Here is a 23,459-nt window from a genome sequence, read left to right as displayed (position 1 = left end):
TCTTCTCTAGGCCCAAGAGGCCCGAGCATGGTCGGTCACCGTAGCATTGAAGGACTTGACGATTTCGTCATGGAGTGCCGTCAGTCGTGCCCCCACCTTGGCTAGGTCGAACACCTCTCGCTGGCCGATGGATGCATCTGTATCGACGATGGCATGCAGGCTCTCGCGTTGGGTAAAGCGAGGGTCGATAGTTGAGGCAAAGCCGGCAAAGCCGCCCAGCTCCATGGGAAGGCCAACGTGCCCATGGCGAATAAGGACACGCGACACAAGCTGCCCAGCGGCAGTCGAGACAACGGTCTCGCTGACCGAGTGCTGAAGTTGACCTTCCCCTCGCAACGCAAGACCCAACACTTCCGGCACGAGGAATTCCCGCAGCGTTTCGCCGTCCTTCGACGGCTGAACAGCGTCCAAGTACCGCAGCCCGATGCGCTCAACGAAGTCGAGACGCAGAGCGTCGTGCAGCATGCTCAGCCCCTTTAGAAGGATCTCGGAGAAGGTTTCGAAGGTATCGTAGCTCGTGGTTTGGAACGACAGGGCATTCGTCTCCAGCAAGAACAGCGTGCGCCCAGCAATGTCGCCGAATTGATAGCGCGCCTGCGGCGTAACGGTCGGTGCGGCCATCTGCCCTTGCTCTCCTCCGCCGAAGGGCAGCACAAGTTGCTGAAAGACTTCCTTCTTATAGTCAGGAAAATGCGCCTCCCGCATCTTGGACTGGATGGCGGGGATATACCCGTCCAAATCCAGCACCGGGTTGAACCGGACTTGGGCAACTGTGTAGTAGACCGGCGCGCTGGTCAGCTTTTTCCCCATATTATCTTTTCCTTGACTATGTGCTTGACAGGCAGGTTGACACTTTACACCACGGTTGACAGCCCTCATTAGCTGGGCTGTGTAAAGCTCCATTTCAAGGACGCCCATCTGCAGGGACTTCAAGGCCTCGCCCAAGCGCACCCCGAGGCCGAAATACATCGCAGCCTAGTGGTGAACCCTAGGCTGCTTCTCCACTGAGTTGGAGCGGGACACAGCAGCGCTGCCAAGAGATAGCTGTCTGGCTACCTCTTCACGTCGATTTGGAGGAAGTTTCGAGACTTCTCAGAGCCGGTGATCGCTCGCAATGACCGAGAGACAAGTCCTCGCCCACGTCGCACGATCATGGTCCGGCGTCTTTTCCGGATTGAAGTACCACTCGTAGAAATCGGCGGCTACTGCAGGAAATCGGTCGTAGTCCCATGCCGAATCGTACGAGTAGATGATGCCGTCAGTTAATTCAGCCAGCGACGCGGCGATGATTCCATAGGCGAAATTGATGATTGCAGGCTGACCAACGCTGCGTCGAAAGGCCCAATAGTGTCCTGTGGCCAGGCAAGATTCGATGCGAAATCGTTCACCCCTTGCTCGCTCATTCGTTTCGAGCAATTCGCGCCACATCCTCCAGTCCAGCTCTTCGACTTTCCTGTAGTCGACGTCAGTCCCACCCAGCACCCCTGGGACATGGAACCAGCCGTACTCGTCTCTTTTCCAGGTCATCTCACCGTCGGGCGTGATTGCCACCTCCTGATGGCTTCCGTGATGTCTCACCTCGACTTTCAGTTCAGGGCGGACATTGATGCCGTGACAGCGCAGTCGCTCCGCAAGTCGCGTCGACGCCAGTTCGATCAATTCGCCAAATGTCGGAATTCCCGCAGTTCTGGGATAAACGTCAAATGTGGTCGACATGTATGCCCTCGCGCAGCTGTCCTTCTATCTTCCCCGGGACCAATTTCATCTCACTCCTCCACTCTCCTGAAACAACTCCACCGCCTCCCGCGCCAAATCAGAAGCAATCCAAAGCAGATTCTCCCGATGCGCCTCCCCTGCATCCTGAAACCATCCATCGCCGGCGCCGTAGAAGCACCACAGCAGTGAGTTCAACTGCTCCAGCTTGTTCTCAAGAAGATCGGACGGGTCCCGTGTCGTGGTGGTCGCGTCCGCAGATGCCGGCCTTGCGGGCCCGGCCATAATTCGTTCAGCCATTGGTGTGCTCCTTCTAAGGTAATGCACGTCACTTGGTTAGACGGTCAAGGTGTTCGCGCACCTTGGCCGTCGCCTTTTGTGCCTCACGTTCGCATCGATGCATGTCGCACCGATAGCCCGCTGTGAAGCGAAGCGGTTGATTCATTCGTCCGGTTGTTGGCGTTGGTTGTGTGTGCCGCCTTCCTCACCCACATAGCGGGTCGTTCAATCACAGGGGCATTCACTGTAGAGAAAACCAGCCCGGCGCAGGAAGAAACTTCTGCCGAGAAATTCTCGAATAGCTCAGGTATTCGCAGTGCCGTAGCGCCAATACACAAAGCTCTGACAGTCAGTCGCTGAAGTTCACGAGCGCTGCCCAAACTCCCGCGCATGCTCCACCGCGTACTTGATGAGCTCCGCCTGCCCTTCGATGCCCAGCCGCCGCTTGATGCTCTGCCGGTGCGCCTCCACCGTGCGCACGCTCAGCCCCAGGTCACGGGCAATCTGCTTGCTCGACTCGCCTCGCCCCAGCGCCGAAAGAATCTCGCTCTCGCGTGGCGTCAGCAGCGGCCGCGGCTCCTGCGTGCGAAACAGCTTCTTCGACACGGCCGGGCTCAGAAAGGTACCGCCCGCCGACACGGCCTCGATGGCCGCGACTATCTCCGCCGCGGGCGCGTCTTTCAGCACGTAGCCGCGCGCGCCCACCTGCAGGGCCTTCTGCACGTACTCGGGGTTGTCGTACATGCTGAGCATCACGATGTGCGTCGCGGGCTGGCGTTGCAGCAGCAGGGCCGCGAGCTCGATACCGTTCATGTCTTTCATGCCGACGTCCATCAGCATCAGGTCGGGCTGCACGCTGTCTACCTGCGTTAGCGCTTCGGCCGCGCTGCCGGCCTCGCCGACTATCTCCAGGTTGGGCATGGAGCCGAGCCGGGCGCGCAGGCCGTCGCGCACCAGCGGATGGTCGTCGACAAGAAAAAGCCGGATGGTCTTCGTCGTCGTCATGTGATGGATGCGGGCGCTTCTTCGGCAGCCCTCGCGCTGCGGGTCGGCACTTCGGCCTCGATGGATGTGCGCCCGGCGTTGCTGCACATGATGAGCCGCCCGCCAATGGCCTCCATGCGCTCGCGCATGTTGCGCAGGCCAATGCCGCGCCGGGGGTCGAGCTGCACGGCCTGTATGTCGAAGCCGGTGCCGTCGTCGCTCACTTCGAGCCGCACGCCTTCTTCTTCGTCGAAGTTCAGCGCAATGTTCACGTGCTGTGCATTCGCGTGCTTGCGCACGTTGGTCAGCGCCTCTTGCGTCAGGCGGAAGAGCGCGGTCTTCACCTCGGGCTGCAGCTCGAATGATTCGCCGCCCATCATCATCGACGCGTCGACGCCGCCCTCTTCCCTGAACTCGTCGACCAACCTCTCCAGCGCGGCGGGCAGGCCCAGGGTGTCGAGCAAGGCGGGGCGCAGCCGGTGCGATATGCGGCGCACTTCAATCAGCGAATCGTTGAGCCGCTGCAGTGCCTTGGCCAGCGCGGGCGGTGTGGGCTGCCGCTGGCGGTCGAGCGATTCGACTGCCGACTCGATCAGCAGCTTGGCCGACACCAGCGTCTGGCTGGTGCCGTCGTGCAGTTCGCGTGCGAGGTGGCCGCGCTCTTCTTCCTGCGACTGCACCACGCGCCGCGCGAGCAGGCGCAGCTTGGCTTCTGCGGTGCGGTGCTCGCTCAGGTTCAGCAGCAGGCCGGCGGCGCTGACCACGCCGAGGCACAGCGCGGCAATGCCGGCAATCCACAGCAGCGTGGCAGTGACGTTGGCGTTCATCTGCCGGTCGAGGGTGTCCATGGTCGACTGGATGTCGTCGAGGTACAGGCCGGTGCCTACCATCCAGTTCCAGCGCGGCATGGCGGTCACGTAGCCGAGCTTGGGCGCCATCTGCGCGCTCGACGGCTTGCGCCATTCGTACTCGACGTAGCCGCCGCCGCTTTCTTTCGCGCCCTTTATCAGCTCCTGAATGGTGTAGCGGCCGCGCGAGTCGCGCAGCTCCCAGAGGTTCTGGCCGACCAGCTCGGGCTGGCGCGAGTGCATGAGGGAGTTGCCCTCCAGGTCGTACACGAAGAAGTAGCCGTCGTCGCCGTAGTTGAGCGCGGCCAGGCGGCGCAGGGCCTCGTTGCGGGTGGCTTCGTCGTCCTGGCCCGATTCGTACAGCGGCAGCAGGTTGCTCACGGCCAGGTCGACGTAGCTGCGCAGCTCGCTGCGGCGCTGGTCCATGTAGCTGCGCTCGATGAGGGCGCGCTCGCGCTGGGCGAGGTCGTGCTCCTGGTGACGCACCGCGAGGGCCACCAGCACCAGTGCGATGAGCAAAGGTGCAACGGCCAGCGCAACGATCTTGGTGCGGAGATTCATCGGGGCGCAAGGCTACCACCGCCGCCTGGCCGGCCCCTTTCAGAGCTCGGGGTTCGTCAGCGGCAGCAGGCCGCGGTCGTCCAGGGCGTCGAGTAGCGCCTCCTGGTCGGCGCCACCTTCGAGGATCAGGTCGAGCCCCTTTCCCGACTCCGGGCGAATGGCGAGGAAGGTGAACTCATAGCCGATGCCGCTCGCACGGCGGCGGCTGATGCGGTCCCGGCGCAGGTCGAACTGCCATTCGCCGTCGGTGCTGTGCAGCCGTGTGCCTTCAAGCTCGAAGGCCCGCACCCGCGAATGCGAGAAGGTGCTGATCTGCGAGATGGGAATGGCCCAGACCAGCCACGCGACCAGCGGCACAAGTACGCAAAGGCCCACAGCGGTCTTCAGGAAGCCCGTATCCCCCGCATTAAGGAGCAGCGCAATGCCCACCGCGCCCGCCAGTGCGTATCCCGCCCAGATCCAGGCCCTGAAGCACCGCCAGCAGAAAACCATGGCGCGGCTTTGCAGCTTGCCCCAGCGCGTTGCCTCGATGCTGCTTCTGCGGGCAAGGTAGTGGTTGATGACAGGGGCCAGTTCGTCGACGCACACGGTCAGCAGCAGCTTCCTGAACGGCCGGGTGTGAACGATCAGGTAGTTGTCGCTGTCGGGAATGCCTTCGACGGCCAGCACATCGATCCAGTCGACATGGCCCAGGCCCTGCACGGAGAAGCCGCCTTCGCCGGCGTCGACCTGCGTGCGTCCGCTGAACAGCTTTGCGCGGCTCCTGGCCGATGGCAGCCAATGCGCTTCGACCCAAAGCCACGCACGCACGACGACCACCAGGCCCACGAGCCACAGCACGAAGAGCACGAGCATGGCCGCCATGTCGCGCGCGATGCGCCAGCCCGTCGCGTCGGGGTCGAGAATCCACACGGCCCCGGCGAACACCAGGACGGAGTAGGCCGTGCAAAGCAGCAGGATGGGCCAGATGCCGCTCGCATGGATCTGCGTAACCTGGATGGACCGCGAAAAAGCCGGAGAACTCATTGAAGGCAATTGAACGCGAAAGCGGGCGAGTCTACGGGCGCATGCGTCGGCTGCCGGCTACCACCGGCTGCTGGCCAACGGCTGCGGGCGAAGGCTGCCGGCGGAACTCGGTGGCGTAGTAAAGCAGCGCCACCAGCACATAGCCGCCGCCCAGCAGGCACAGGCCGCTCCATCCGTGGAAGGCGTATACGGCCGCTGCAATGCCCGAGGCCACCGCGGCGCAGATGAAGATGAAGGTCATGAACAGCCCGTTGAGCCGGCCGCGCAGCTCGGGCGCCAGCATGAACAGACTGCGGAAGTTGAGCACCTGGCACAGCTGCACCGCCCCATCAAGCAGAATGCCCGCCGCGACCAGCCCGGCCAGCGAGTGGTAGTGCATGGCGATTGCGCCGAGCACGAAGGAAAGCAGCGCGACGACGATGGCGGCGCCGGTGGCAGGCCGCGTCAGCCCCCTGTCGGCCAGCCGGCCCGCCAGCGGTGCCATCAGCGCGCCGGCGGCACCGGCCAGCGCGAACAACGCAATGCCGCGCTGCCCCATGCCGAACTCGTGCACCAGCGCCAGCGGCACGGCCGTCCAGAAGGCCTGGAAGCCGGAGAACATCATCCCCTGGTAGAAGCCGCGCCGGCGCAGCAGCGGCGTGTTCCACACGATGCCGGGCAACGAGGCCATGGTGCGCGCATAGCCCACCGAGGCATGCGGCTGCCGCTGCGGCAGCACGCGCCACAGCACGGCGATGAGGGTGGCCATCAACACGGCCGACAGCCAGAACACCGCGCGCCAGCCCAGCGCCGACGCCACCACGCTGGCAAAGGGCCGCGCCAGCATGATCCCGCCCAGCAGGCCGGCCATGATGTTGCCGACCACCTTGCCGCGCGTGGCCTCGGGCGCAAGGTGCGAGGCAAAGGGCAGCAGCACCTGCGCCGCGACCGCGCATGCGCCGACCACGAAGGAGGCGGCCAGGAAGGTAACGGCCGAGTCCGAGAGTGCAATGCCCACCAGCCCGACGACCGCACCGAACAACGCGCCGACGATGAGCCTGCGGTTCTCGACCACGTCGGCCAGCGGCACCAGCAGCAGAAGGCCTGCGCCGTAGCCGAGCTGGGTCAGCGTCATGATCAGGCCGGCCAGCCCGGCGTGCAGCTGCAGCGTGTCGGAGATGGGGCCGATCAGTGGCTGGGCGTAGTAGATGTTGGCCACGCACAGGCCGCATGCGATGGCGAAGACCAGCGTGAGCGCGGGCGTGAGGCCTGTGACGGCCGTGTTGGCCGGAGAGGCTGTGGGAGCGGAAGAGGACACGGAGGAATCCCGGTTGCGAAAAGACAGGCTTAGGGGTTAACCCGAAGCCCGGGCACCTTAGCACGCGAGGCCGATGTCTGCAGGCGCGAGGTCAGTCCACGCTGGTGGGCCGGCCCGAGGCCACCCACGCGTCGAGCCCACCGGTCAGCGGCAGGGCCCGCCGCGCACCGCGCGCCAGCAGCACGCGCGCGGCCTGCGCGGCCGACACTTCGTTGGGGCAGTTGCAGTACAGCACCACGTCGCGGTTCTGGTCGAGCAGCAACATGAGTTGGCGGTTCTGCAACTCCCTGAGCGTGTACGGCAGGGCGCCCGGAATGCGGCGTGGATCGATCTGCACGCCGGCCTTGCCGCGCACGTCGATGACCAGGGGCGGCTCCTCGCTGCTCAGCATTTCGTGCAGTTCGTCGACGGTGATGCGCGGCATGCCCGTGAGCCGCATGAAGGCGCGCCGGCGCCAGTAGCGCACCGCGAGGATCACCAGCAGCAGCACGCCCAGCGCAGCAGTGGCGATGCCGCCTGCCTGCGCCATGACGGCCAGCACCTCCTGGATCTGGTTGCGGAACACCCAGCCCAGCCCGAGGAAGAGCCCCGTCCAGACCAGTGCCGCGCCCGTGTCGAAGCCGATGAAGCGCCGCACCGACATGCCCAGCGCCCCAGCCATGGGCGGTGCCACCACCGAGACGCCCGGCACGAACTTGGCGGCCACGAGCGACATGCCGCCCCAGTCGGTAATGAGCGATTCGCCGCGCCGCACGCAGGTGTCGGGCGACAGCGAGATGCGGCACAGCAGGCGCATGAAGCGGTAGCCGAAGCGCCGCCCGGCATAGAACCACGCACCGTCGCCCAGCAGGTTGGCGACGACCGCAGCCGCCACCACGCCGGGCACCGAGACATCGCCCGCCGCCAGCAGCGCGCCCGTCACCACCAGCACCGCAGCCGCCGGCACGGGCAGCCCGAGGCGTGCGGCAAAACTGGCGGCAAACACCACCAGGATCGCGTTCTGCACGAGCAGGGACATCAGCTGCGCCATGGCTGCCCTTGTCCGGATGCCGGAAGAATTTGCGGGGGTTGCGTGCGGTTCATGCGAACCGCGATTCTCGGGCATGGCCCAAGAACGTACTGGGCACAGGCCATTGGCGGGTGGCTTCAGCCAGCGAGTTTTTCAGGAGGGCGCGCCACGCTGAAACCAAAGGTGTTCAGGCCGCCTTCGCTCGATGCGCTCACCTGGCCCCCATGCATGCTCGCCACCGCCTTCACGATGGCCAGCCCCAGCCCGTGGCCGTGGTGCTCGCCGCCGTCGTTGCGCGCGGCATCGACTCGGTAGAACCGGTCGAACAGGTGCTGCAAGTGCTGCTCGTCGATGGGCTCGCCGGGGTTCGACACGGTGATCCACGTCGAGACGGCCTCTTCGCGCAGCGTCACGGCAATCTGCGCGCCGGGCTTCGAATGCTCGATGGCGTTCTGCAGCAGGTTCGACATGGCGCGGCGAAACAGCGCGCTTTCGAGCCGCGCCTCGGCCAGCACGTCGCCCTCGATGGCGACCTGCGCACGCGTCTCGTCGAGCACGAACTCGAAGAACTCGATGGTCTTGCGCACTTCCTGCGCCACGGGCGTGAGCACCAGCCCGGTCGCCACTTCGCCGCGGTCGGCGCGCGCGAGGAACAGCATGTCGTTGACGATGGAGCGCACCCGCTCCAGGTCTTCGAGGTTGGCCTGCAGCACTTCTTGAAACTCGCCCGCGCTGCGCTGGCGCGACAGCGCCACCTGCGTGCTGCCGATGAGGTTGGCCAGCGGCGTGCGCAGCTCGTGCGCCACGTCGGCGTTGAACGATTCGAGCTGGCCGTAGGCCTCTTCGAGCCGGTTCAGCGCGCCGTTGAAGGCCTCGGCCAGCGCCGAGAGCTCGACCGGCAGGGCTCCCCCCGACTGCAGCCGCTGCGACAAGGTCTTGGGCCGCAGCGCCTGCGCCTCGGCCGAAAGCCGCTCCAGCGGCCGCAGGCCCACGCGCGCGATCCAGTAGCCGGCAATGGCCACCACCAGCGCCGACCCCAGCCCGAGCGCGGCCAGCGCGGTCAGAAAGGTCTGGCGCGTGCGCGCATAGGGCTCGGTGTTGCGCCCGACGATCAGCCGCACGGCCGGCCGCTGCGCGTGGGGCTCGATGTGCACGGACAGCGTGCGAAACGGCCTCTCCTGCCCCGGCAGCACGACGCTGCTGGTGTGGCCGTTGGCCTCGCGCGTGAGGCCGTCGATTTCGGCCAGGCCCTTGCCGTACTGGAAGCGCGGATCGTCGCTGAGCACCCAGAAGCGCACGCTGCCGTCCTCTGGCGTGAGCGCGTCCATGCGCGCCTGCACGCGGGTCCAGCGCTCGGGGGTGTCGATGGCCTTGATCCAGAACTGCAGGCTCTTGAGCGTGGTGTCGAGCTCTTCGTACTGGTGCCGGTCCAGCTCGCGAATCAGCACCCTGTGCAGCGCAAAGCCGGTCAGCGCAAAGGTCGCGAGCGCCGCCGCGGCGAACATGATGACCAGCCGCGCGGTGATCGAGCGCTTCACGGTGCGGCGCCCTCCCCTTCGGCGGTGTTCTCGCCGTCGCGCACTTCCATCACGTAGCCCATGCCGCGGATGGTGTGCAGCAGCTTGGGGCTGAAGGGCACGTCGATCTTGTCGCGCAGCCGCTTGATGGCCACCTCGACCACGTTGGTGTTGCTGTCGAAATTCATGTCCCACACCAGCTCGGCGATGGCGGTCTTCGACAAAATTTCGCCCTGGCGCCTTGCCAGCACAGCGAGCAGCGCAAACTCCTTGGCCGTGAGGTCGATGCGCGTGTTGCCGCCACCACTGCCACGAGAAGCCTTGCGCGCGAGCAGGTCGACCTGCAGGTCGGCAATGCGCAGCTGCATCGGCTCCTGCTTGCGGCCACGCCGGTTCAGCGCCTGCAGCCGCGCCAGCAGCTCGAGAAACGAGAAGGGCTTGACGAGGTAGTCGTCCGCGCCTTCGTGCAGGCCCTTGATGCGGTCTTCCACGCTGTCGCGCGCGGTGAGCATGATGACCGGCGTCTGCTTGACGGCACGCAGCGCGCGCAGCACCGAGAAGCCGTCCTGCCCCGGCAACATCACGTCGAGCACGATCACGTCGTAGTCGTGCGTGAGCGCCAGGTGCTGGCCGTCGATGCCGTTGTGCGCCATGTCGACGGCGCAGCCCTGCTCGGTCAACCCCTTGGAGAGGTAGTCCGCGGTTCTCAGCTCGTCTTCGACTATCAGGATCTTCATGGCTTTTTTGTCTCTGTCTCCGTCCCTGTCCGTGGTGTCAGCCGGCGCTCATCAGTGCGCCTCGGCCGGCACCGGGGCCTTGCCTTCCTTCGCTGCCTTGCGGGCCTTGCGCGCTTCCTTGCGGTTCATGTACCAGTAGTGGGCACGGTCGAGGTACAGGTAGACCACCGGGGTGGTGAACAGGGTGAGTGCCTGCGAGAGTATCAGCCCGCCGACCATCGCGTAGCCCAGCGGCCGGCGCAGCTCCGAGCCCGAACCGTGGCCCAGCATTAGCGGCAGACCCGAGAGCAGCGCGCACATGGTGGTCATCATGATCGGGCGGAAGCGCAGCAGGCAGGCCTGGTAGATGGCGTCGTGCGGCGACATGCCCTGCTCGCGCTCGGCCTTGAGCGCAAAGTCGATCATCATGATGCCGTTTTTCTTCACGATGCCGATCAGCAGGATGATGCCGATCAGCGCGATCACGCTCAGGTCGTAGCCGCCCGCCATCAGTATCAGCAACGCACCCACGCCGGCCGAGGGCAGCGTCGACAGAATGGTGAGCGGGTGGATGTAGCTCTCGTACAGCAGGCCCAGCACGATGTACACCGCCACCAGCGCAGCCGCGATCAGGTAAGGCTGCGAGGCCAGCGAATCTTGAAAGGCTTGCGCCGTTCCCTGGAACGAACCGGTGAGCGACTGCGGCAGCCCCATCTCGGCCTGTGCCTTGTTGATGGCGTTCACCGCATCGCCCAGCGCATGGCCCGGCGCGAGGTTGAACGAGATGGTCACCGCCGGGAACTGCCCCTGGTGGCTGATCGACAGGTAGGCCGTCTTGCTGGTGTCCACCTTCACGAAGCTCGACAGCGGCACCTGCTGGCCGGTGAGCGGCGAGTTGAGGTACAGCTTGCTGAACAGCGCCGGGTCCTGCTGCAGCTCGGGCGTTACCTCCAGCACCACGTGGTAGCTGTTGAGCTGCGTGAAGTACTGCGCCACCTGGCGCTGGCCGATGGCGTCGTACAGCGTGGCGTCGATGGTGGCGGGAGAAATGCCGAAGCTCGACGCACGGTCGCGGTCGATGGTGAGCACGGCGGATGCCGCGGCGTTCTGCTGGTCGGAGGCCAGGTCGGTAATTTCGGGCAGCTGCTTGAAGCGCGCGAGCAACTGGGGTGCCCAGGTGTTGAGCTCGTCGAGGTTCGCGTCGGTCACCGTGTATTGGTACTGCGTGCGCGAGGCGCGTCCGCCCACGCGAATATCTTGCCCGGCCTGCAGGAACAGGTTCACGCCCTGCACCTTGGCGAGCTGCGGGCGCAGGCGCGTGATGATCTCGTCAGCGGTGGCGGTGCGGCCCTCGTCCTTGGGCTTCAGGCTGATGAAGAAGTTGCCGGTGTTGTAGGTGGACGAACTGCCGTTCATGCCGAAGCCTGTTACGTCAGGGTCTTTGCGCACCACGTCGGCCAGCTCGATCATGCGGGCGTTCATCGACGCGAAGGATGCGTCTTGAGCCGATTCGGCAAAGCCCGAGATGAAGCCGGTGTCCTGCTGCGGGAAGAAGCCCTTCGGGATGATCGCGAACAGCACGCCGGTGGCGGCCACCGTGGCAATGAACACCATCAGCGTGATGAACTGGTGATCGAGCACCACGTGCAGCCCGCGCTTGTAGCCGTTGAGCATGGCGTCGAAGCCGCGCTCGAACAGCTGGTACAGGCGCCCGTGCTTGTTGCCGTGCTCGTTCTTCAGGAAGCGAGAGCACAGCATGGGCGTGAGCGTGAGCGAGATGACCACGCTCACCACGATGGTGAGCGTGACCGTCACCGCAAACTCGCGGAAGAGGCGCCCCACGATGCCGCCCATGAGCAGCAGCGGAATGAACACCGCCACCAGCGACACCGAGATCGAGATGATGGTGAAGCCGATTTCGCTCGCGCCCTTGTAGGCGGCCTCGACGGCCGACATGCCCTCTTCCACGTAGCGGTAGATGTTCTCGAGCATCACGATGGCGTCGTCCACCACGAAGCCGACCGCGATGGTCAGCGCCATGAGCGAGAGGTTGTCGAGGCTGTAGCCCAGCAGGTACATCACGGCCACCGTGCCCAGCAGCGCGAGCGGCACGGTCACGCTGGGAATGAGCGTGGCCGGCACATTGCGCAGGAACACGAAGATGACGGCCACCACGAGCGCGATGGTCAGCAGCAGCGTGAACTCCACGTCTTTCACCGAGGCGCGGATGGTCTGCGTGCGGTCGATGATGGCGTTGACGTCCACCGTGGGCGGAATCGACGCCTTCAGCCGCGGCAGCGCGGCATTGATGCGGTCTACCGTTTCGATGACGTTGGCGCCGGGCTGCTTGGTGATGGCGAGCACGATGGAGCGGCCGTTCTGCACGTTGCTGCCTTCGGGCGCGGCGGCGCCTGCGTAGGCCCAGCCGGCGATCTTGGCGTTCTCGGGGCCATCGACCGCCACGCCCAGGTCGCGCACGCGAATGGGCGCGCCGTTGCGGTAGGCCAGCACCACGTCGTTCCACGGTTGGGCCTTCAGCAGCTGGTCGTTGGTGTAGACGGTAAAGCTCTGGTTCGGCCCGTCGATGGTGCCCTTGGGCGCATTGACGGTGGCCGAGGCAAGCACGGTGCGCACGTCTTCCAGGCTCAGGCCCAGCGCGGCGAGCTTGGCCGGGTCGACCTGGATGCGCACGGCCGGCTTCTGCACGCCGCCGATGTTGACCAGGCCCACGCCGGAGATCTGCGAGATCTGCTGCGCGAGGATGTTGTCGGCGTAGTCGTTCACCTCGGTGAGCGGCAGCGTCTTCGACTGCACCGAGAGAATCAGGATGGGCGCGTCGGCCGGGTTCACCTTGCGGAAGGTGGGCGGGCTCGGCAGGTTGGCGGGCAGCTGGCCGGTTGATGCGTTGATGGCGGCCTGCACGTCGAGCGCGGCGGCGTCGATGCTGCGGTCGAGGTCGAACTGCAGCGTGATCTGCGTGGAGCCCAGGCCGCTGGTGGACGTCATCTGCGACAGCCCCGCGATCAGCGAGAACTGCCGCTCCAGCGGCTGCGCGACGTTGGAGGCCATGGTCTCCGGACTCGCGCCCGGCAAGCTGGCCGAGACCTGGATGGTCGGAAAGTCGACCTGCGGCAGCGGCGCCACCGGCAGCAGCGGAAACACCGCCGCACCGACCAGCAGGATGGCCAGCGCCAGCAGCGTGGTGCCGATGGGGCGCTTGATGAATGCGGCGGAGATGCTCAATTGCTGCTCCCGCTGGCGGCCTTCTTGCCGCCATCTTTGCCATCTGCATTCTTCGCGGCGGGCGGCGGCTCGATGATGGTGACGCCGGGCTTGAGCTTGTACTGGCCATCGACCACCACACGCTGGCCGGCCGTCAGGCCCTTGTCGACAACTGCTGTGCCGTCGGCGATCTGCACCACGTGCACGGGCACGTTCTCGGCCTTGTTCTCGGCGTCGACCACCCAGACGTAGGTGTTGTCCTGTCCGCGCTGGATGGCGGCGGCGGGCACGGTGAGCGAGTCGGGCCGGCGGTCGAGCTGCAGCCGCACGTTGACGTACTGGCCGGGCCACAGCGTGTGCTGCGGGTTGGCGAAGCTGCCCTTGAGCTGCACGGTGCCGCTGGTGGTGTCGATCTGGTTGTTCAGCAAGATCAGCTTGCCGGTGCCCAGCATCTGCGCGCCGCTGCGGTCAAAGGCCACCACGGAGAGCGGCTGCGCGCTTTGCTGCTGCACGCGGTTGATGTCCTGCACCGCGTCTTCAGGCAGCGTGAACTGCACGGCAATGGGGTCGATCTGGTTGATGACGACGAGGCCGCTGGTGTCGGTCGCGTGGACGATGTTGCCCGGGTCCACCAGCCGCGCGCCGACGCGGCCGTTCATGGGCGACGAGATGCGCGTGAAGCTCAGCTGCACCTCGGCGTATTGCACCTGCGCGGCGTCGTTCTGCACGGTGGCTTCGAGCTGGTTGACGAGAGCCTTCTGCGTATCGACCTGCTGCTGCGTGGCGGCGTCTTGCGAGAGCAGCGTGGTGTAGCGCTTGAGGTCGGCGCGCGCATTGACGAGCGTGGCCTGGTCCTTGGCCCTGGTGGCCTGCGCCTGCGCGAGCTGGGCCTGCAGCGTGCGCGGATCGAGCTGCGCGAGCAACTGGCCGGCCTTCACGTCCTGCCCTTCGACGAAGCCGACCTTGTCGAGCTGACCGTCGATGCGCGCCTTGACGGTGACGGTGGCCATCGAGGCGACCGTGCCGATGCCCGAGCGGTAGACCTGCACGGTCTGCGGCGTGACGCGTGCGGTGGTCACCTGCACCGGCGGAGTCTTGGGCGCATCGGGCTTGGCTGCGTTGGCCGCGTGGTGGGTGAGCGCCCAGGCGCCGCCGCCCAGCACGACCACGAGCGTGGCGGCCGCGAGCCAGGTGGAGCGGCGTTGAAACAGGGGGTGCGTTGTGGTGGTGTCTGCGGTCGTCGTCATGGCGTCAATTTCCGGAAGTCTTTTGTGCGGCATCTGCAGTGGCGGCAACGGCATCGGCGGCGTTCCAGCCGCCGCCCGTGGCCGCGATCAGCGAGACGCTGGCAGCCAGCTGGCGGCCGAGCACCTGCGCGGCGGTGCGCTGGTTGGTGAGCGAGAGCGTCTGCGCCGTCACCACGCTGAGATAGGTGGCAGTGCCGGCGCGGTACTGGCTCAGGGCCAGGCGCTCGGCGAGTTGCGCGGCGCGCACGGCATCGGCCTGCAGGGCGGATTCGTTGTCGAGCACGCGCAGGGTGGCAAGGTTGTCTTCCACCTGCTGGAAGCCGCCGAGCACGGTCTGCTTGTATTGCGCGACCGAGGCGTCGTAGGTGGCCACGGCCTGGTCGGTGTGCGCCTTGCGCAAGCCGCCGTCGAACACGGTCTGCGCCAGCGCCGCGCCCAGCGACCACACGCGGCTGGGCGTGTTGAAGAGCGTGGACAGGCTGGCAGCGCTGAAGCCGCCGCTGGCGCTGAGCACGATCTGCGGGAAGTACGCGGCCTTGGCCACGCCGATGTTGGCGTTCGCTGCCTGCACGCGGCGCTCGGCGCCGGCGATGTCGGGGCGGCGTTCGAGCAATTCAGAAGGCAGGCCCGTTGGCGTGACCGGGAGCTGCACGCGCAATGCAGCGGCTGAAGAAAATGTTTCGGCCGTGGGCGCCTGCGACGCCGATTCGAGCGGCGGCAGCGAGAACGACGCAGGCGCCTGCCCCGTCAGCACCGCGATGGCGTGTTCAAGCAGGGCGCGCTGGGCGTCGAGGTCCACGGCCTGGGCCTGCGCCGTCTTGAGCTGGCTCTCAGCCAGTGCCACGTCGGAGCGCAGCACGGTGCCGGCCGCGTACTGGTGCTGCGTGAGTTCGAGCGCCTTGGCGTAGGCGGTGGTGGTGCTGGCGTACAGGTCGCGTTGCAGGTCGATCACGCGGATCTGCAAATAGTCTTGCGCGAGCGTGGTCTGGATGCTGAGCCGCGCGCCGGCCAGGTCGTCGGCGCTGGCCTGTTCGCTCGCGCTGCCGGCCTCGACCGAGCGGCGCACCGCGCCCCAGATGTCGGGCTCCCAGCTTGCAGCGAGGCCGAGGGTGTCGGTAGTGCCTAGCTTGACGGTGCCGGTGCTGTTCGACTGCGCACGGGTGGCACCGGCGTTGATGCCGACGGTCGGGAAGAAGTTGGCGCGCGCTGCCGCGGTGATGGCCTGCGCCTCGCGGTACTGGGCCTCGGCGACGCGGATGTTCTGGTTGGCCGTGTTGGCCTGCACGATCAGCGCGCCGAGGGTGCTGTCGCCGTAGGCGTCCCACCAGGGGTGGCTGGCGTCGATGGTCTGCGGGGCGGCGGTTTTCCAGGGGCCGCCGGTTTCCTTGTAGGCGACCGGCACGTCCATCTGCGGGCGGACGTAGTCGGGGCCGACAGCGCAGCCTGCGAGGACCAGGACGGCCAGCGCGAGGGCCGCGCGCGAGAGAGGAGGTACGTCGGGAAGAACCATGATGAGGGCACTCTAGGCACCCTCATCAAACCCCTCGCTGTCGGTTAACTGACAGTTCTGACAGTTTCAGGTTGTCAGCGCGGGGCGTCGCCCTTGCGGTACTCGGCGGTCAGCTCGTCGAGCTTCTGCTTCAGCGCCGGATCAAGCTTGTATTCGGCGGCGGCCAGCGTCGCGTCGAGCTGGTCGGGCCGGCTCGCGCCGAGCAGCGGCGCGGTGATCAGCGGATTCGCCATCACCCACGCCACGGCCAATGTCGCCAGCGGAACACCGGCCTCGTCCGCCAGCTTGTGCAGCTGCGTCACAGTGTTGAAGCTGCGCTCGTTCCAGTAGCGGTCCTGGTACATGTTGCCCGCGGTGCCGAGCGTGAAGCGGGTGTTCTCTTCCGGCTTCGCTCCCGGCTTGTACTTGCCCGTCAGCAAGCCGCCTGCCAGCGGGTTGTAGGGAATCACGCCCAGCCCTTCCTCGCCAACCAGCGGCAGCAGCTCGCGTTCGATCTCGCGGAACAGCAGGCTGTAGCGCGGCTGCACCGACACATAGCGCGTGAGCTTGTGCAGCTCGGCCTTGCCCAGCGCGCGCGCCAGGCGGTAGGCCAGGAAGTTCGACACGCCGATGTAGCGCGCGCGCCCCGACTTCACGATGACGTCGAGCGCCTCCAGGCTTTCTTCGAGCGGCGTCTCGCGGTCGTCGCTGTGCAGCTGGTACAGATCGACGTGGTCGGTCTGCAGCCGCTTGAGCGAGGCGTCGATGGCGTCCAGCAGGTGCTTGCGCGACGCGCCCTGGTCCCAGCTGTTGGGGCCGACCTTGCCGACCGCCTTGGTGGCGACGACGAAACGGCGGCGGCCCGTGGGGCCCTGCTTCTGCAGCCAGCGGCCGATGATTTCCTCAGTACGGCCGGTGGTTTCGACGGTGCCGCCGAGCGGGTACACGTCGGCGGTGTCGAGGAAGTTGATGCCGCCTTCGGCAGCCTTGTCGAGGATCTGGTGCGACACCGTCTCGTCGGTCTGCAGGCCGAAGGTCATGGTGCCGAGGGCGAGGCGCGACACGGTGAGGCCCGTGCGGCCGAGACGGGTGGTGGGAATGCTCATGGTGTTTTCGCTCTGCGAGGGTGAGGAAAGGGCGGCGGCCATCATAGACACGGCCGCGCAATCCTGCAGGCGGGTGGCCGTTTCAGGTGCTTTCGGCGTGCACGCCGGGCGCGCCGTGCTCGACCGAGAAGCGGGCCATGGGGTCGACCGGCGAATCGGCCGCCTTCTCGTCGTCCACCGCGCGGAACTCGACCGCGCAGCCGCGCGCGTCGAGCGTCATCAGCGCATAGCCGCGCTTGTCGGCCCGGCCGTAGCGCAGGTGCGGGTTCTTCGCGAGCATGTTCGCCACGCTGGCGGCGCCCGGCCCTTCGGAGGTAATGGCGCCGCCGACGAACTCGGTGGCCACCACCGGCCCTTGCTGCGCCTCGCGCCGCAGGTCGGCGGCCCAGAAGGCGTGCACGTCGCCGCTGACGACCAGCGCGTTGCCGCCGCGCGACTTGTGCGCGGCCAGGCCGTCGAGCAGGCGCGCGCGGGCCGCGGCGTAACCGTCCCAGCCGTCCATCCAGTAGCCGTGCTCGGGGCCGCGCTTGCGGTCGGCCTCGGCGAGCAGCGTGGGCTGCGCGAGCACGGTCCAGCGCGCGGGCGGCGCTGCAAGCTCGCGCGCGAGCCATGCCTCCTGCGCCGCGCCGAAGAAGCTGCGCTCGGGCGCGAGCCGGTCAGGGCAGTCGGCCAGCGGCGAGGCGCTGCGGCCCGCGAGGCAGGCGTGGTGCGAGCGGTACTGGCGCCCATCGGTCAACAGCACGTCGAGCATGCGACCGAAGCGATGGCGGCCGTAGATGGTGGCATCGGCGCCGCGCGGGCGCATGCTGGCGGGCACGGGCATGTGCTCGTACCAGGCCTGGTAGGCAGCCGCGCGGATCGCGAGGAACTGCGCAGGATCGATGGTGCGCGGCGACACGTCGTTCGTGTAGTCGTTGGCCACCTCGTGGTCGTCCCAGGTCACGAGCCAGGGGAAGGCGGCGTGTGCGGCCTGCAGCTGCGGGTCGGTCTTGTAGAGCGCGTAGCGGTCGCGGAACTGGGCCAGTTGCGTGGGGATGCCGCCCTCGTGACGCCGCACCTGATGCGAAGTACGGGAGCTCTCGTAGATGTAGTCGCCCAGGTGCACGACAAAGTCGAGCGGCTGCGCAGCCATGTCGCGGTAGGCGGCGTAGTAGCCCTGTTCGTAGTGCTGGCAGGACGCGAACGCGAAGCGCAGTGGTTGCGAGGCTTCGTCGGTGTCGGCAGGTGCGGTGCGCGTGCGGCCGACGGGGCTGCGCGCGCCGCCGGCCGTGAAGCGGTACCAGTACGGGCGGCCCGGCGACAGGCCTTGCACCTCGACGTGCACCGAATGCGCGAGTTCAGCCGTCGCGGTGGCCGCGCCCTTGGCCACGACGCGTCTGAAGCTGTCGTCGTCCGCGACCTCCCAGCGCACCTCGACCGGCGCATCGCCCATGCCGCCGCCTTGCAAGGGCTCGGGCGCCAGCCTCGTCCAGAGCACGAAGCCGTCGGGGCGTGGTGTGCCCGAGGCCACGCCCAGCGTGAACAACAACTCGCGCGACGCCGGTTGTTGGGCATTCAGCCTGAGGAAGGGGTGGCCCAGCGAAGCGGCCGCCAGCCCGCTGCACAGCAGGCGTCGGCGCGAGAGTTTTTCCACCGTCATCTACACGCGGTATCTGCATTGATCATCCGCCGCAATGTCGTCCGGTTCACTCGCTCCTGTCAATCGGGAAGCCGGTCACGACCTGGGCTGCGCCGCCACCACGGTGACCCGCGCCGTCATGTACGGGTGCACCGAACAGACGTAGTCGTACACGCCCGGCTTGTCGAAGCTGCGGACGAAAGCCTTGCCGGGCAGCAGCAGGTCGATGCCCGTCGAACCGTCCTTGAAGACCACGCCGTGCGGCGCGCCGTCGTCGTTCTGCCAGGTCACGCGCTCGCCGGCCTTGACGGTGATCTGCGCGGGCTCGAAGGCGAAGTTGCGGATCGCCACGTGGCTGGAGCCACCGGCGTGCGCGGCCTCGGTCGCCGCGACGCGCTGCACCGCGACCTTGCGCGGCGCATTGCCCACCGCCACCGTGTGCACCGGTCCGCCCGCGAGATCGACCACGCTGACATCGTTCGAGCCTTCGTTGCTGACCCACAGCTTCTTGCCGTCCGCCGACAGATCGAGCCAGTGCGGCTGCTTGCCCACGCCGATGCTGCGCACCGCAGCGCGCGTGGCCGGGTCGAACAGCATGACTTCGCCCGGGCCCTGCACCACCACCACGCCGCTGGCCATTCCGGCGAAGTGCTGGGCGATGTGCGGCGACATGCCCGTGGGAACCGGCGCGCTCCACTGGTTGGTGGCGGGGTCGAGCACCTGCACCGCGGGCACGCCGGCCAGCGTGAGGTAAAGCGCCTTGCCGTCGTGGCCGAACTCCAGGTCGCGCGGTGGCTTGTCTAGCGGGATCTCGGTGACCACGCTGCGGGTAGCCATGTCGATCACGACCAGCGCGAAATGGCCGGGCTCCTGCGACGCGACGTAGGCCTGACGCCCGTCGGGCCGGATGGCGATGGTGTGCGGCTTGGGCACCGGCACGGTGGCGCTCACGCCGTGGGCCGTGGTGTCGACGAAGGCCACGCGGTCGTCACCGTTGACGGCCACCAGCAGCCACTTGCCGTCCGCCGTCATGGCCAAACCTTGCGGGCCTTTGCCGACGTCGATGTTGCGCGCAACGCGGTCAGTTGAAGCGTCGATCTCGCTCACGGTCGAAGCACTGGAGCCGCTGACGAACACGCTTCGCCCGCCCGGCGCGACCATGATGCCGTCCGGCCCGGCCGCCACCGGCACGGTGGCGACGACGCGCTCGGTACCGGTGTCGATCACGCTGACGGTGCTGTCCTTGAAGTTGCCGACGTAGGCCTTGGGCCCTGCGGCCAGGGCTGGAGCGGCCGAGGCGGCCAGGGCCGAGAGCAGTACGAGGATGCGTGCGAAACCGGGAATGGCGAGCATGGTGAAAACCTCCTGGGGAATTGAACGGAAGCAAGCAGAATCCGCACAGGGCATGACGCATGGCGTGCCCTGCTTATTCCACGTGGGTCGTTGAAAAAAAGATGGAGAAGATGGAATAAGGCGCCAGGCCACTCCGTCATGCAGGAAGAAGGAGTCCATTGAGCCTGTTGACGACCGATCGCACACGCCAGTTCGAAGCCGCAGCGTTGCCGCATCTCGATGCGGCGTGGAATCTTGCGCGCTGGTTGTTGCGCGACGACCAACTGGCCGACGATGCGGTGCAGGAGGCGTACCTGCGTGCGTTCCGGTTTTTCGACGGGCTGCGCGGCGAGAGCGCGCGGCCATGGCTGCTGGGCATCGTGCGCAATGCCTGCTACGACTGGATGCGGCAGAACCGGCAGTTGGCCGATCAGGTCGAGTTCGACGAGATGCGCGACAGCGAGGCCGTGGAGGGCCACTCTTCAACGCAGGCAGGCGATCCGGCCCGGCAATGGGAGCAGCGCGCACAGGGCGAGCGCATCAATGCCGCCATCGACGCGCTGCCGCCGGTGTACCGTGAAGTGATCGTGCTGCGCGAACTCGAAGAGATGCGCTACGAGGACATCGCGCGCATCGCCGGCGTGCCGCTGGGCACGGTGATGTCGCGGCTGTCGCGCGCGCGGGCCTTGCTGCGCGACAGCCTGCGCGACGAACGGCCCGCTGGCGACGCTGGAGGAAAGATCCACCATGTCAATGTCTGAAGAAGAACTGGGAACGCTGATCCGGCGTCACGCGGTGCGGCACACGCCGCCGGATGGGCTGGCCGAGCGCATCGGACAGGCGGTGCGCACCGAAGCGGTGGTCGCACCCGCGCCGGTGCGGCCTCGCCGTAGCCTGTGGCAGTGCCTGGCGTGGTTCGGCACGGGCGCGGCAACGGCCTGGGGCCTTGCGCTGATGCTGCTCGCGACGCCGGTGCCGCCGCAGGACGCGCTCGCCGAGGCCGTCACCGCCAACCACGTGCGCTCGCTGATGGCCTCGCACCTGGCCGACGTGGCTTCGTCCGACCAGCACACGGTGAAGCCGTGGTTCGCCGGCAAACTCGACTTTTCACCGCCGGTGATCGACCTGGCTGCGGAAGGCTTTCCGTTGACGGGCGGGCGGCTCGACTACCTCGATGGGCGCACGGTTGCGGCGCTGGTGTATCGCTCGGGGCCGCATGTGATCAATGTGTTCGTCTGGCCGGCGGCTGATGCGAAGGCACAGGGCCCGGTGTTCTCCACGCGCCAGGGCTACCAGCTGGCGCGCTGGGCCCAGGGCGGCATGCAGGCGTGGGCAGTGTCGGACCTGAATGCGGCGGAGCTTCGCCGCTTCGCGTCGCTGCTGCGCGAACGCGGCACGCCCGAGGGCGCGACGGCCCTCAGCAAGTAACCGTTTCGGGCCGGCGCGCTTCGGCGCGCGCGCTTGCGATCGCCCAGCCGAACACGCCCATGCCCGCCAGCGCCAGCAAGGCGCCGACCCAGCCGGTCGAGGTCCAGCCCAGACCCGCGGCAATGGCCACGCCACCGAGCCACGCACCGAGCGCGTTGGCCATGTTGAAGGCCGAGTGGTTGAGCGCGGCGGCGAGCGTCTGCGCATCGCCGGCCACGTCCATCAGGCGGATCTGCAGCGCCGGGCCGATGGCCACGGTGGTGCCGATGAGGAACACGTTGAACGCCGCGGTAAAGACGTTGTGCGCCGCGAAGGTGAACATCGCAAGCACCAGCGCCGCGTAGACCAGCAGGCCGCCGATGGTGCGCATGAGCGACTTGTCGGCCAGGCGCGACCCCACGAGGTTGCCGGTGACCATGCCCAGGCCGAACAGCGCCAGCACGAAGGGCACGCCGCCCATGGGCATGCCGGCCACTTCGATGAGCGTGGGCTTGATGTAGCTGAACACCGAGAACATGCCGCCGAAGCCGATGGCACCGATGCCGAGCGTGAACCACACCTGCTTGCGCTTGAGCGCGCCGAGTTCGCGCCACGGGCTGGCGCCTGCGGGCGCTGCGAGGTCGGGGATGTCGCGGCGCAGCAATGCGATAGCCACCAGCGCGATCACGCCGACGAACACGAAGGCAGCGCGCCAGCCGAAGATCTGGCCCAGCCAGGCGGCGATGGGCACGCCGACCAGCGTGGCGCCGGTGAGCCCCAGCATGACAAGCCCCACGGCCCGCGCGCGGCGCCCCGGCGGCGCAAGCGTGGCGGCCACGAGCGCGGCCACGCCGAAGTAGGTGCCATGCGGCAGGCCGGTGGCAAAGCGCAGCAGGTTCAGCAGCACGTAGTTGGGGGCTGCGGCACTGGCGAAGTTGCCGGCCGCGAACACGGCCATGAGCGCGATCAGCAGCGCGCGGCGGCGCCAGCCTGCAGCGAGCACAGCGAGCACGGGCGCGCCGATGACCACGCCGAGCGCGTAGGCGCTGATGACGTGGCCGGCCTGGGGGATGCTGACGTCGATGTCCTTCGCCACCTCGGGCAGCAGGCCCATGATGACGAATTCGCCGGTGCCGATGGCAAAGCCGCCGACGCCAAGTGCGAGCACCGCGCGCAGGAAGTTGACGGGCGCGGCGGGAGAAGAAGAAACGGAAATGTCGGTGTCCGCGCTGTCCAGCGCGGGTGGGGAGGCGTTCAAGGCCAGGCTCCTGGGAAGGTGCCCGGCGGCCGCGGGCAGAAGCCGGATTTTAGGGTAAACCCTGAATTTCTGCCGATACGCAGTTGCCCAAGGCCTTGTACTGGCAGGGCTTCGAAGCCCTGCCCCAGGGGTTCAGATGGCGACGAGCTGCCGCACGCCCTGGGCTTCCATGTCCTTGCCGAGGCCGCGGGCAATGACTTCGCCGCGCTCCATCACGAGGTAGTCGTCGGCCAGTTCCTGGGCGAAGTCGTAGTACTGCTCGCACAGCACGATGGCCATGTTGCCGCGGTCGGCCAGCATGCGGATGACGCGGCCGATGTCCTTGATGATGCTGGGCTGGATGCCCTCGGTAGGCTCGTCGAGGATCAGCAGCTTGGGCTTGGGCGCAAGGGCCCGGGCGATCGCAAGCTGCTGCTGCTGCCCGCCGGAGAGGTCGCCACCTCTTCTGTTGATCATTTGCTTGAGCACGGGGAACAGGTCGAACAGCTCCGACGGAATGGGTGTGCTGCCGCTCTTGTAGGCCAGGCCCATGCGCAGGTTTTCTTCGACCGTGAGCCGCGCGAAGATCTCGCGGCCCTGCGGGACGAAGCCGATGCCGGCTCTTGCCCTGTCGTAAGGCGTGGCCTTGTGGATGGGCTTGCCTTCGAGTTCGATGCTGCCGCTCTTGATGGGCACCAGGCCCATGAGCGACTTCAGCAGCGTGGTCTTGCCTACGCCGTTACGGCCCAGCAATACCGTGACCTTGCCGAGCGTTGCCTCGAAGCTCACGTCTCTGAGGATGTGGGAGCCGCCGTAGTACTGGTGGATGTTCTTGACTGTCAGCATGGGTT

General features: G+C 67.0%; 20 protein-coding genes. 2 read left to right on the top strand and 18 right to left on the bottom strand.

Annotated features, from left to right (window positions below; translation table 11 throughout):
• Window positions 1–6: 6 nt before the first annotated feature.
• The 16 genes from ACSFCA_RS22315 to ACSFCA_RS22240 form a co-directional block, all read right to left on the bottom strand.
• Window positions 7–810, bottom strand: coding sequence for a TIGR04255 family protein (locus ACSFCA_RS22315; RefSeq protein WP_435477421.1), 804 nt, complete (start codon window positions 808–810; stop codon window positions 7–9).
• 282 nt (window positions 811–1,092) lie between these two features.
• Window positions 1,093–1,716: a hypothetical protein gene (locus ACSFCA_RS22310; protein ID WP_435461220.1), complete on the bottom strand. Its 624-nt coding sequence runs from the start codon at window positions 1,714–1,716 to the stop codon at window positions 1,093–1,095.
• Window positions 1,717–1,761: 45 nt separating this feature from the next.
• A complete protein-coding gene (locus ACSFCA_RS22305; protein ID WP_435461219.1) occupies window positions 1,762–2,013 on the bottom strand; it encodes a hypothetical protein in 252 nt (83 codons plus the stop codon).
• Between the two features lie 342 nt (window positions 2,014–2,355).
• The gene (locus ACSFCA_RS22300) at window positions 2,356–2,997 is read right to left on the bottom strand and encodes a response regulator (RefSeq protein WP_435461218.1); all 642 of its coding nucleotides are present in this window, start codon (window positions 2,995–2,997) and stop codon (window positions 2,356–2,358) included.
• The gene (locus tag ACSFCA_RS22295) at window positions 2,994–4,385 is read right to left on the bottom strand and encodes a cache domain-containing protein (RefSeq protein ID WP_435461217.1); all 1,392 of its coding nucleotides are present in this window, start codon (window positions 4,383–4,385) and stop codon (window positions 2,994–2,996) included. Before ACSFCA_RS22295 ends, ACSFCA_RS22300 begins: the two co-directional genes overlap by 4 nt.
• Before the next feature lie 39 nt (window positions 4,386–4,424).
• The gene (locus ACSFCA_RS22290; protein WP_435461216.1) at window positions 4,425–5,411 is read right to left on the bottom strand and encodes a hypothetical protein; all 987 of its coding nucleotides are present in this window, start codon (window positions 5,409–5,411) and stop codon (window positions 4,425–4,427) included.
• Between the two features lie 31 nt (window positions 5,412–5,442).
• Window positions 5,443–6,708 carry an MFS transporter gene (locus ACSFCA_RS22285; protein ID WP_435461215.1) on the bottom strand — a complete coding sequence of 422 codons (1,266 nt, stop codon included), beginning with the start codon at window positions 6,706–6,708 and terminating at the stop codon, window positions 5,443–5,445.
• Window positions 6,709–6,799: 91 nt separating this feature from the next.
• A complete protein-coding gene (locus ACSFCA_RS22280) occupies window positions 6,800–7,738 on the bottom strand; it encodes a DedA family protein/thiosulfate sulfurtransferase GlpE (RefSeq protein WP_435461214.1) in 939 nt (312 codons plus the stop codon).
• Between the two features lie 116 nt (window positions 7,739–7,854).
• On the bottom strand, window positions 7,855–9,255 hold the full coding sequence (locus ACSFCA_RS22275) for a heavy metal sensor histidine kinase (RefSeq protein WP_258353450.1): 1,401 nt from the start codon (window positions 9,253–9,255) through the stop codon (window positions 7,855–7,857).
• Entirely contained in the window at window positions 9,252–9,971 is a 720-nt protein-coding gene (locus ACSFCA_RS22270) for a heavy metal response regulator transcription factor (RefSeq protein WP_435461213.1), read from the bottom strand. The genes ACSFCA_RS22275 and ACSFCA_RS22270 overlap by 4 nt, the downstream gene beginning before the upstream one ends.
• Before the next feature lie 51 nt (window positions 9,972–10,022).
• Window positions 10,023–13,193 (bottom strand): efflux RND transporter permease subunit, encoded by a 3,171-nt coding sequence (locus ACSFCA_RS22265; protein ID WP_435461212.1) that lies wholly within the window; start codon window positions 13,191–13,193, stop codon window positions 10,023–10,025.
• Window positions 13,190–14,419: an efflux RND transporter periplasmic adaptor subunit gene (locus tag ACSFCA_RS22260; protein ID WP_435461211.1), complete on the bottom strand. Its 1,230-nt coding sequence runs from the start codon at window positions 14,417–14,419 to the stop codon at window positions 13,190–13,192. Before ACSFCA_RS22260 ends, ACSFCA_RS22265 begins: the two co-directional genes overlap by 4 nt.
• 4 nt (window positions 14,420–14,423) lie before the next feature.
• Complete coding sequence (locus ACSFCA_RS22255; RefSeq protein ID WP_435461210.1) at window positions 14,424–15,929, bottom strand: efflux transporter outer membrane subunit; 1,506 nt, start codon at window positions 15,927–15,929, stop codon at window positions 14,424–14,426.
• 74 nt (window positions 15,930–16,003) lie between these two features.
• On the bottom strand, window positions 16,004–17,014 hold the full coding sequence (locus ACSFCA_RS22250; protein WP_093058623.1) for an aldo/keto reductase: 1,011 nt from the start codon (window positions 17,012–17,014) through the stop codon (window positions 16,004–16,006).
• A gap of 82 nt (window positions 17,015–17,096) precedes the next feature.
• A complete protein-coding gene (locus tag ACSFCA_RS22245) occupies window positions 17,097–18,653 on the bottom strand; it encodes an alkaline phosphatase D family protein (protein WP_435461209.1) in 1,557 nt (518 codons plus the stop codon).
• A 75-nt stretch (window positions 18,654–18,728) separates the two neighbouring features.
• Complete coding sequence (locus tag ACSFCA_RS22240; RefSeq protein ID WP_435461208.1) at window positions 18,729–19,985, bottom strand: YVTN family beta-propeller repeat protein; 1,257 nt, start codon at window positions 19,983–19,985, stop codon at window positions 18,729–18,731.
• Between the two features lie 167 nt (window positions 19,986–20,152).
• Between ACSFCA_RS22240 and ACSFCA_RS22235 the strand changes: the two genes are divergently transcribed.
• Together ACSFCA_RS22235 and ACSFCA_RS22230 are read left to right on the top strand one after the other, a co-directional pair.
• On the top strand, window positions 20,153–20,725 hold the full coding sequence (locus ACSFCA_RS22235) for a sigma-70 family RNA polymerase sigma factor (RefSeq protein ID WP_435461207.1): 573 nt from the start codon (window positions 20,153–20,155) through the stop codon (window positions 20,723–20,725).
• Entirely contained in the window at window positions 20,712–21,392 is a 681-nt protein-coding gene (locus ACSFCA_RS22230) for an anti-sigma factor family protein (RefSeq protein WP_435461206.1), read from the top strand. Before ACSFCA_RS22235 ends, ACSFCA_RS22230 begins: the two co-directional genes overlap by 14 nt.
• Here the strand turns inward: ACSFCA_RS22230 and ACSFCA_RS22225 are convergent.
• Both ACSFCA_RS22225 and urtE read right to left on the bottom strand, forming a co-directional pair.
• Window positions 21,382–22,629: an MFS transporter gene (locus ACSFCA_RS22225; protein WP_435461205.1), complete on the bottom strand. Its 1,248-nt coding sequence runs from the start codon at window positions 22,627–22,629 to the stop codon at window positions 21,382–21,384. The two genes, ACSFCA_RS22230 and ACSFCA_RS22225, sit on opposite strands and share 11 nt — an antisense overlap.
• A gap of 132 nt (window positions 22,630–22,761) precedes the next feature.
• The gene (gene urtE, locus ACSFCA_RS22220; RefSeq protein WP_435461204.1) at window positions 22,762–23,454 is read right to left on the bottom strand and encodes an urea ABC transporter ATP-binding subunit UrtE; all 693 of its coding nucleotides are present in this window, start codon (window positions 23,452–23,454) and stop codon (window positions 22,762–22,764) included.
• Window positions 23,455–23,459 lie beyond the last annotated feature (5 nt).

Source organism: Variovorax multivorans (assembly GCF_051216835.1).
Taxonomy (GTDB): Bacteria; Pseudomonadota; Gammaproteobacteria; order Burkholderiales; family Burkholderiaceae_C; genus Variovorax.
This window is presented reverse-complemented; position numbering and strand designations above follow the sequence as displayed.

Excerpts from the sequence above, each read along its gene's own strand:
- ACSFCA_RS22305 (WP_435461219.1), bottom strand. The coding sequence starts at position 2,013 with ATGGCTGAACGAATTATGGCCGGGCCCGCAAGGCCGGCATCTGCGGAC.
- ACSFCA_RS22300 (WP_435461218.1), bottom strand. The coding sequence starts at position 2,997 with ATGACGACGACGAAGACCATCCGGCTTTTTCTTGTCGACGACCATCCG.
- ACSFCA_RS22245 (WP_435461209.1), bottom strand. The coding sequence starts at position 18,653 with ATGACGGTGGAAAAACTCTCGCGCCGACGCCTGCTGTGCAGCGGGCTG.
- ACSFCA_RS22315 (WP_435477421.1), bottom strand. The coding sequence starts at position 810 with ATGGGGAAAAAGCTGACCAGCGCGCCGGTCTACTACACAGTTGCCCAA.
- ACSFCA_RS22255 (WP_435461210.1), bottom strand. The coding sequence starts at position 15,929 with ATGGTTCTTCCCGACGTACCTCCTCTCTCGCGCGCGGCCCTCGCGCTG.
- ACSFCA_RS22240 (WP_435461208.1), bottom strand. The coding sequence starts at position 19,985 with ATGCTCGCCATTCCCGGTTTCGCACGCATCCTCGTACTGCTCTCGGCC.
- urtE (WP_435461204.1), bottom strand. The coding sequence starts at position 23,454 with ATGCTGACAGTCAAGAACATCCACCAGTACTACGGCGGCTCCCACATC.
- ACSFCA_RS22250 (WP_093058623.1), bottom strand. The coding sequence starts at position 17,014 with ATGAGCATTCCCACCACCCGTCTCGGCCGCACGGGCCTCACCGTGTCG.
- ACSFCA_RS22280 (WP_435461214.1), bottom strand. The coding sequence starts at position 7,738 with ATGGCGCAGCTGATGTCCCTGCTCGTGCAGAACGCGATCCTGGTGGTG.
- ACSFCA_RS22230 (WP_435461206.1), top strand. The coding sequence starts at position 20,712 with ATGTCAATGTCTGAAGAAGAACTGGGAACGCTGATCCGGCGTCACGCG.
- ACSFCA_RS22310 (WP_435461220.1), bottom strand. The coding sequence starts at position 1,716 with ATGTCGACCACATTTGACGTTTATCCCAGAACTGCGGGAATTCCGACA.
- ACSFCA_RS22270 (WP_435461213.1), bottom strand. The coding sequence starts at position 9,971 with ATGAAGATCCTGATAGTCGAAGACGAGCTGAGAACCGCGGACTACCTC.
- ACSFCA_RS22290 (WP_435461216.1), bottom strand. The coding sequence starts at position 5,411 with ATGAGTTCTCCGGCTTTTTCGCGGTCCATCCAGGTTACGCAGATCCAT.
- ACSFCA_RS22295 (WP_435461217.1), bottom strand. The coding sequence starts at position 4,385 with ATGAATCTCCGCACCAAGATCGTTGCGCTGGCCGTTGCACCTTTGCTC.
- ACSFCA_RS22260 (WP_435461211.1), bottom strand. The coding sequence starts at position 14,419 with ATGACGACGACCGCAGACACCACCACAACGCACCCCCTGTTTCAACGC.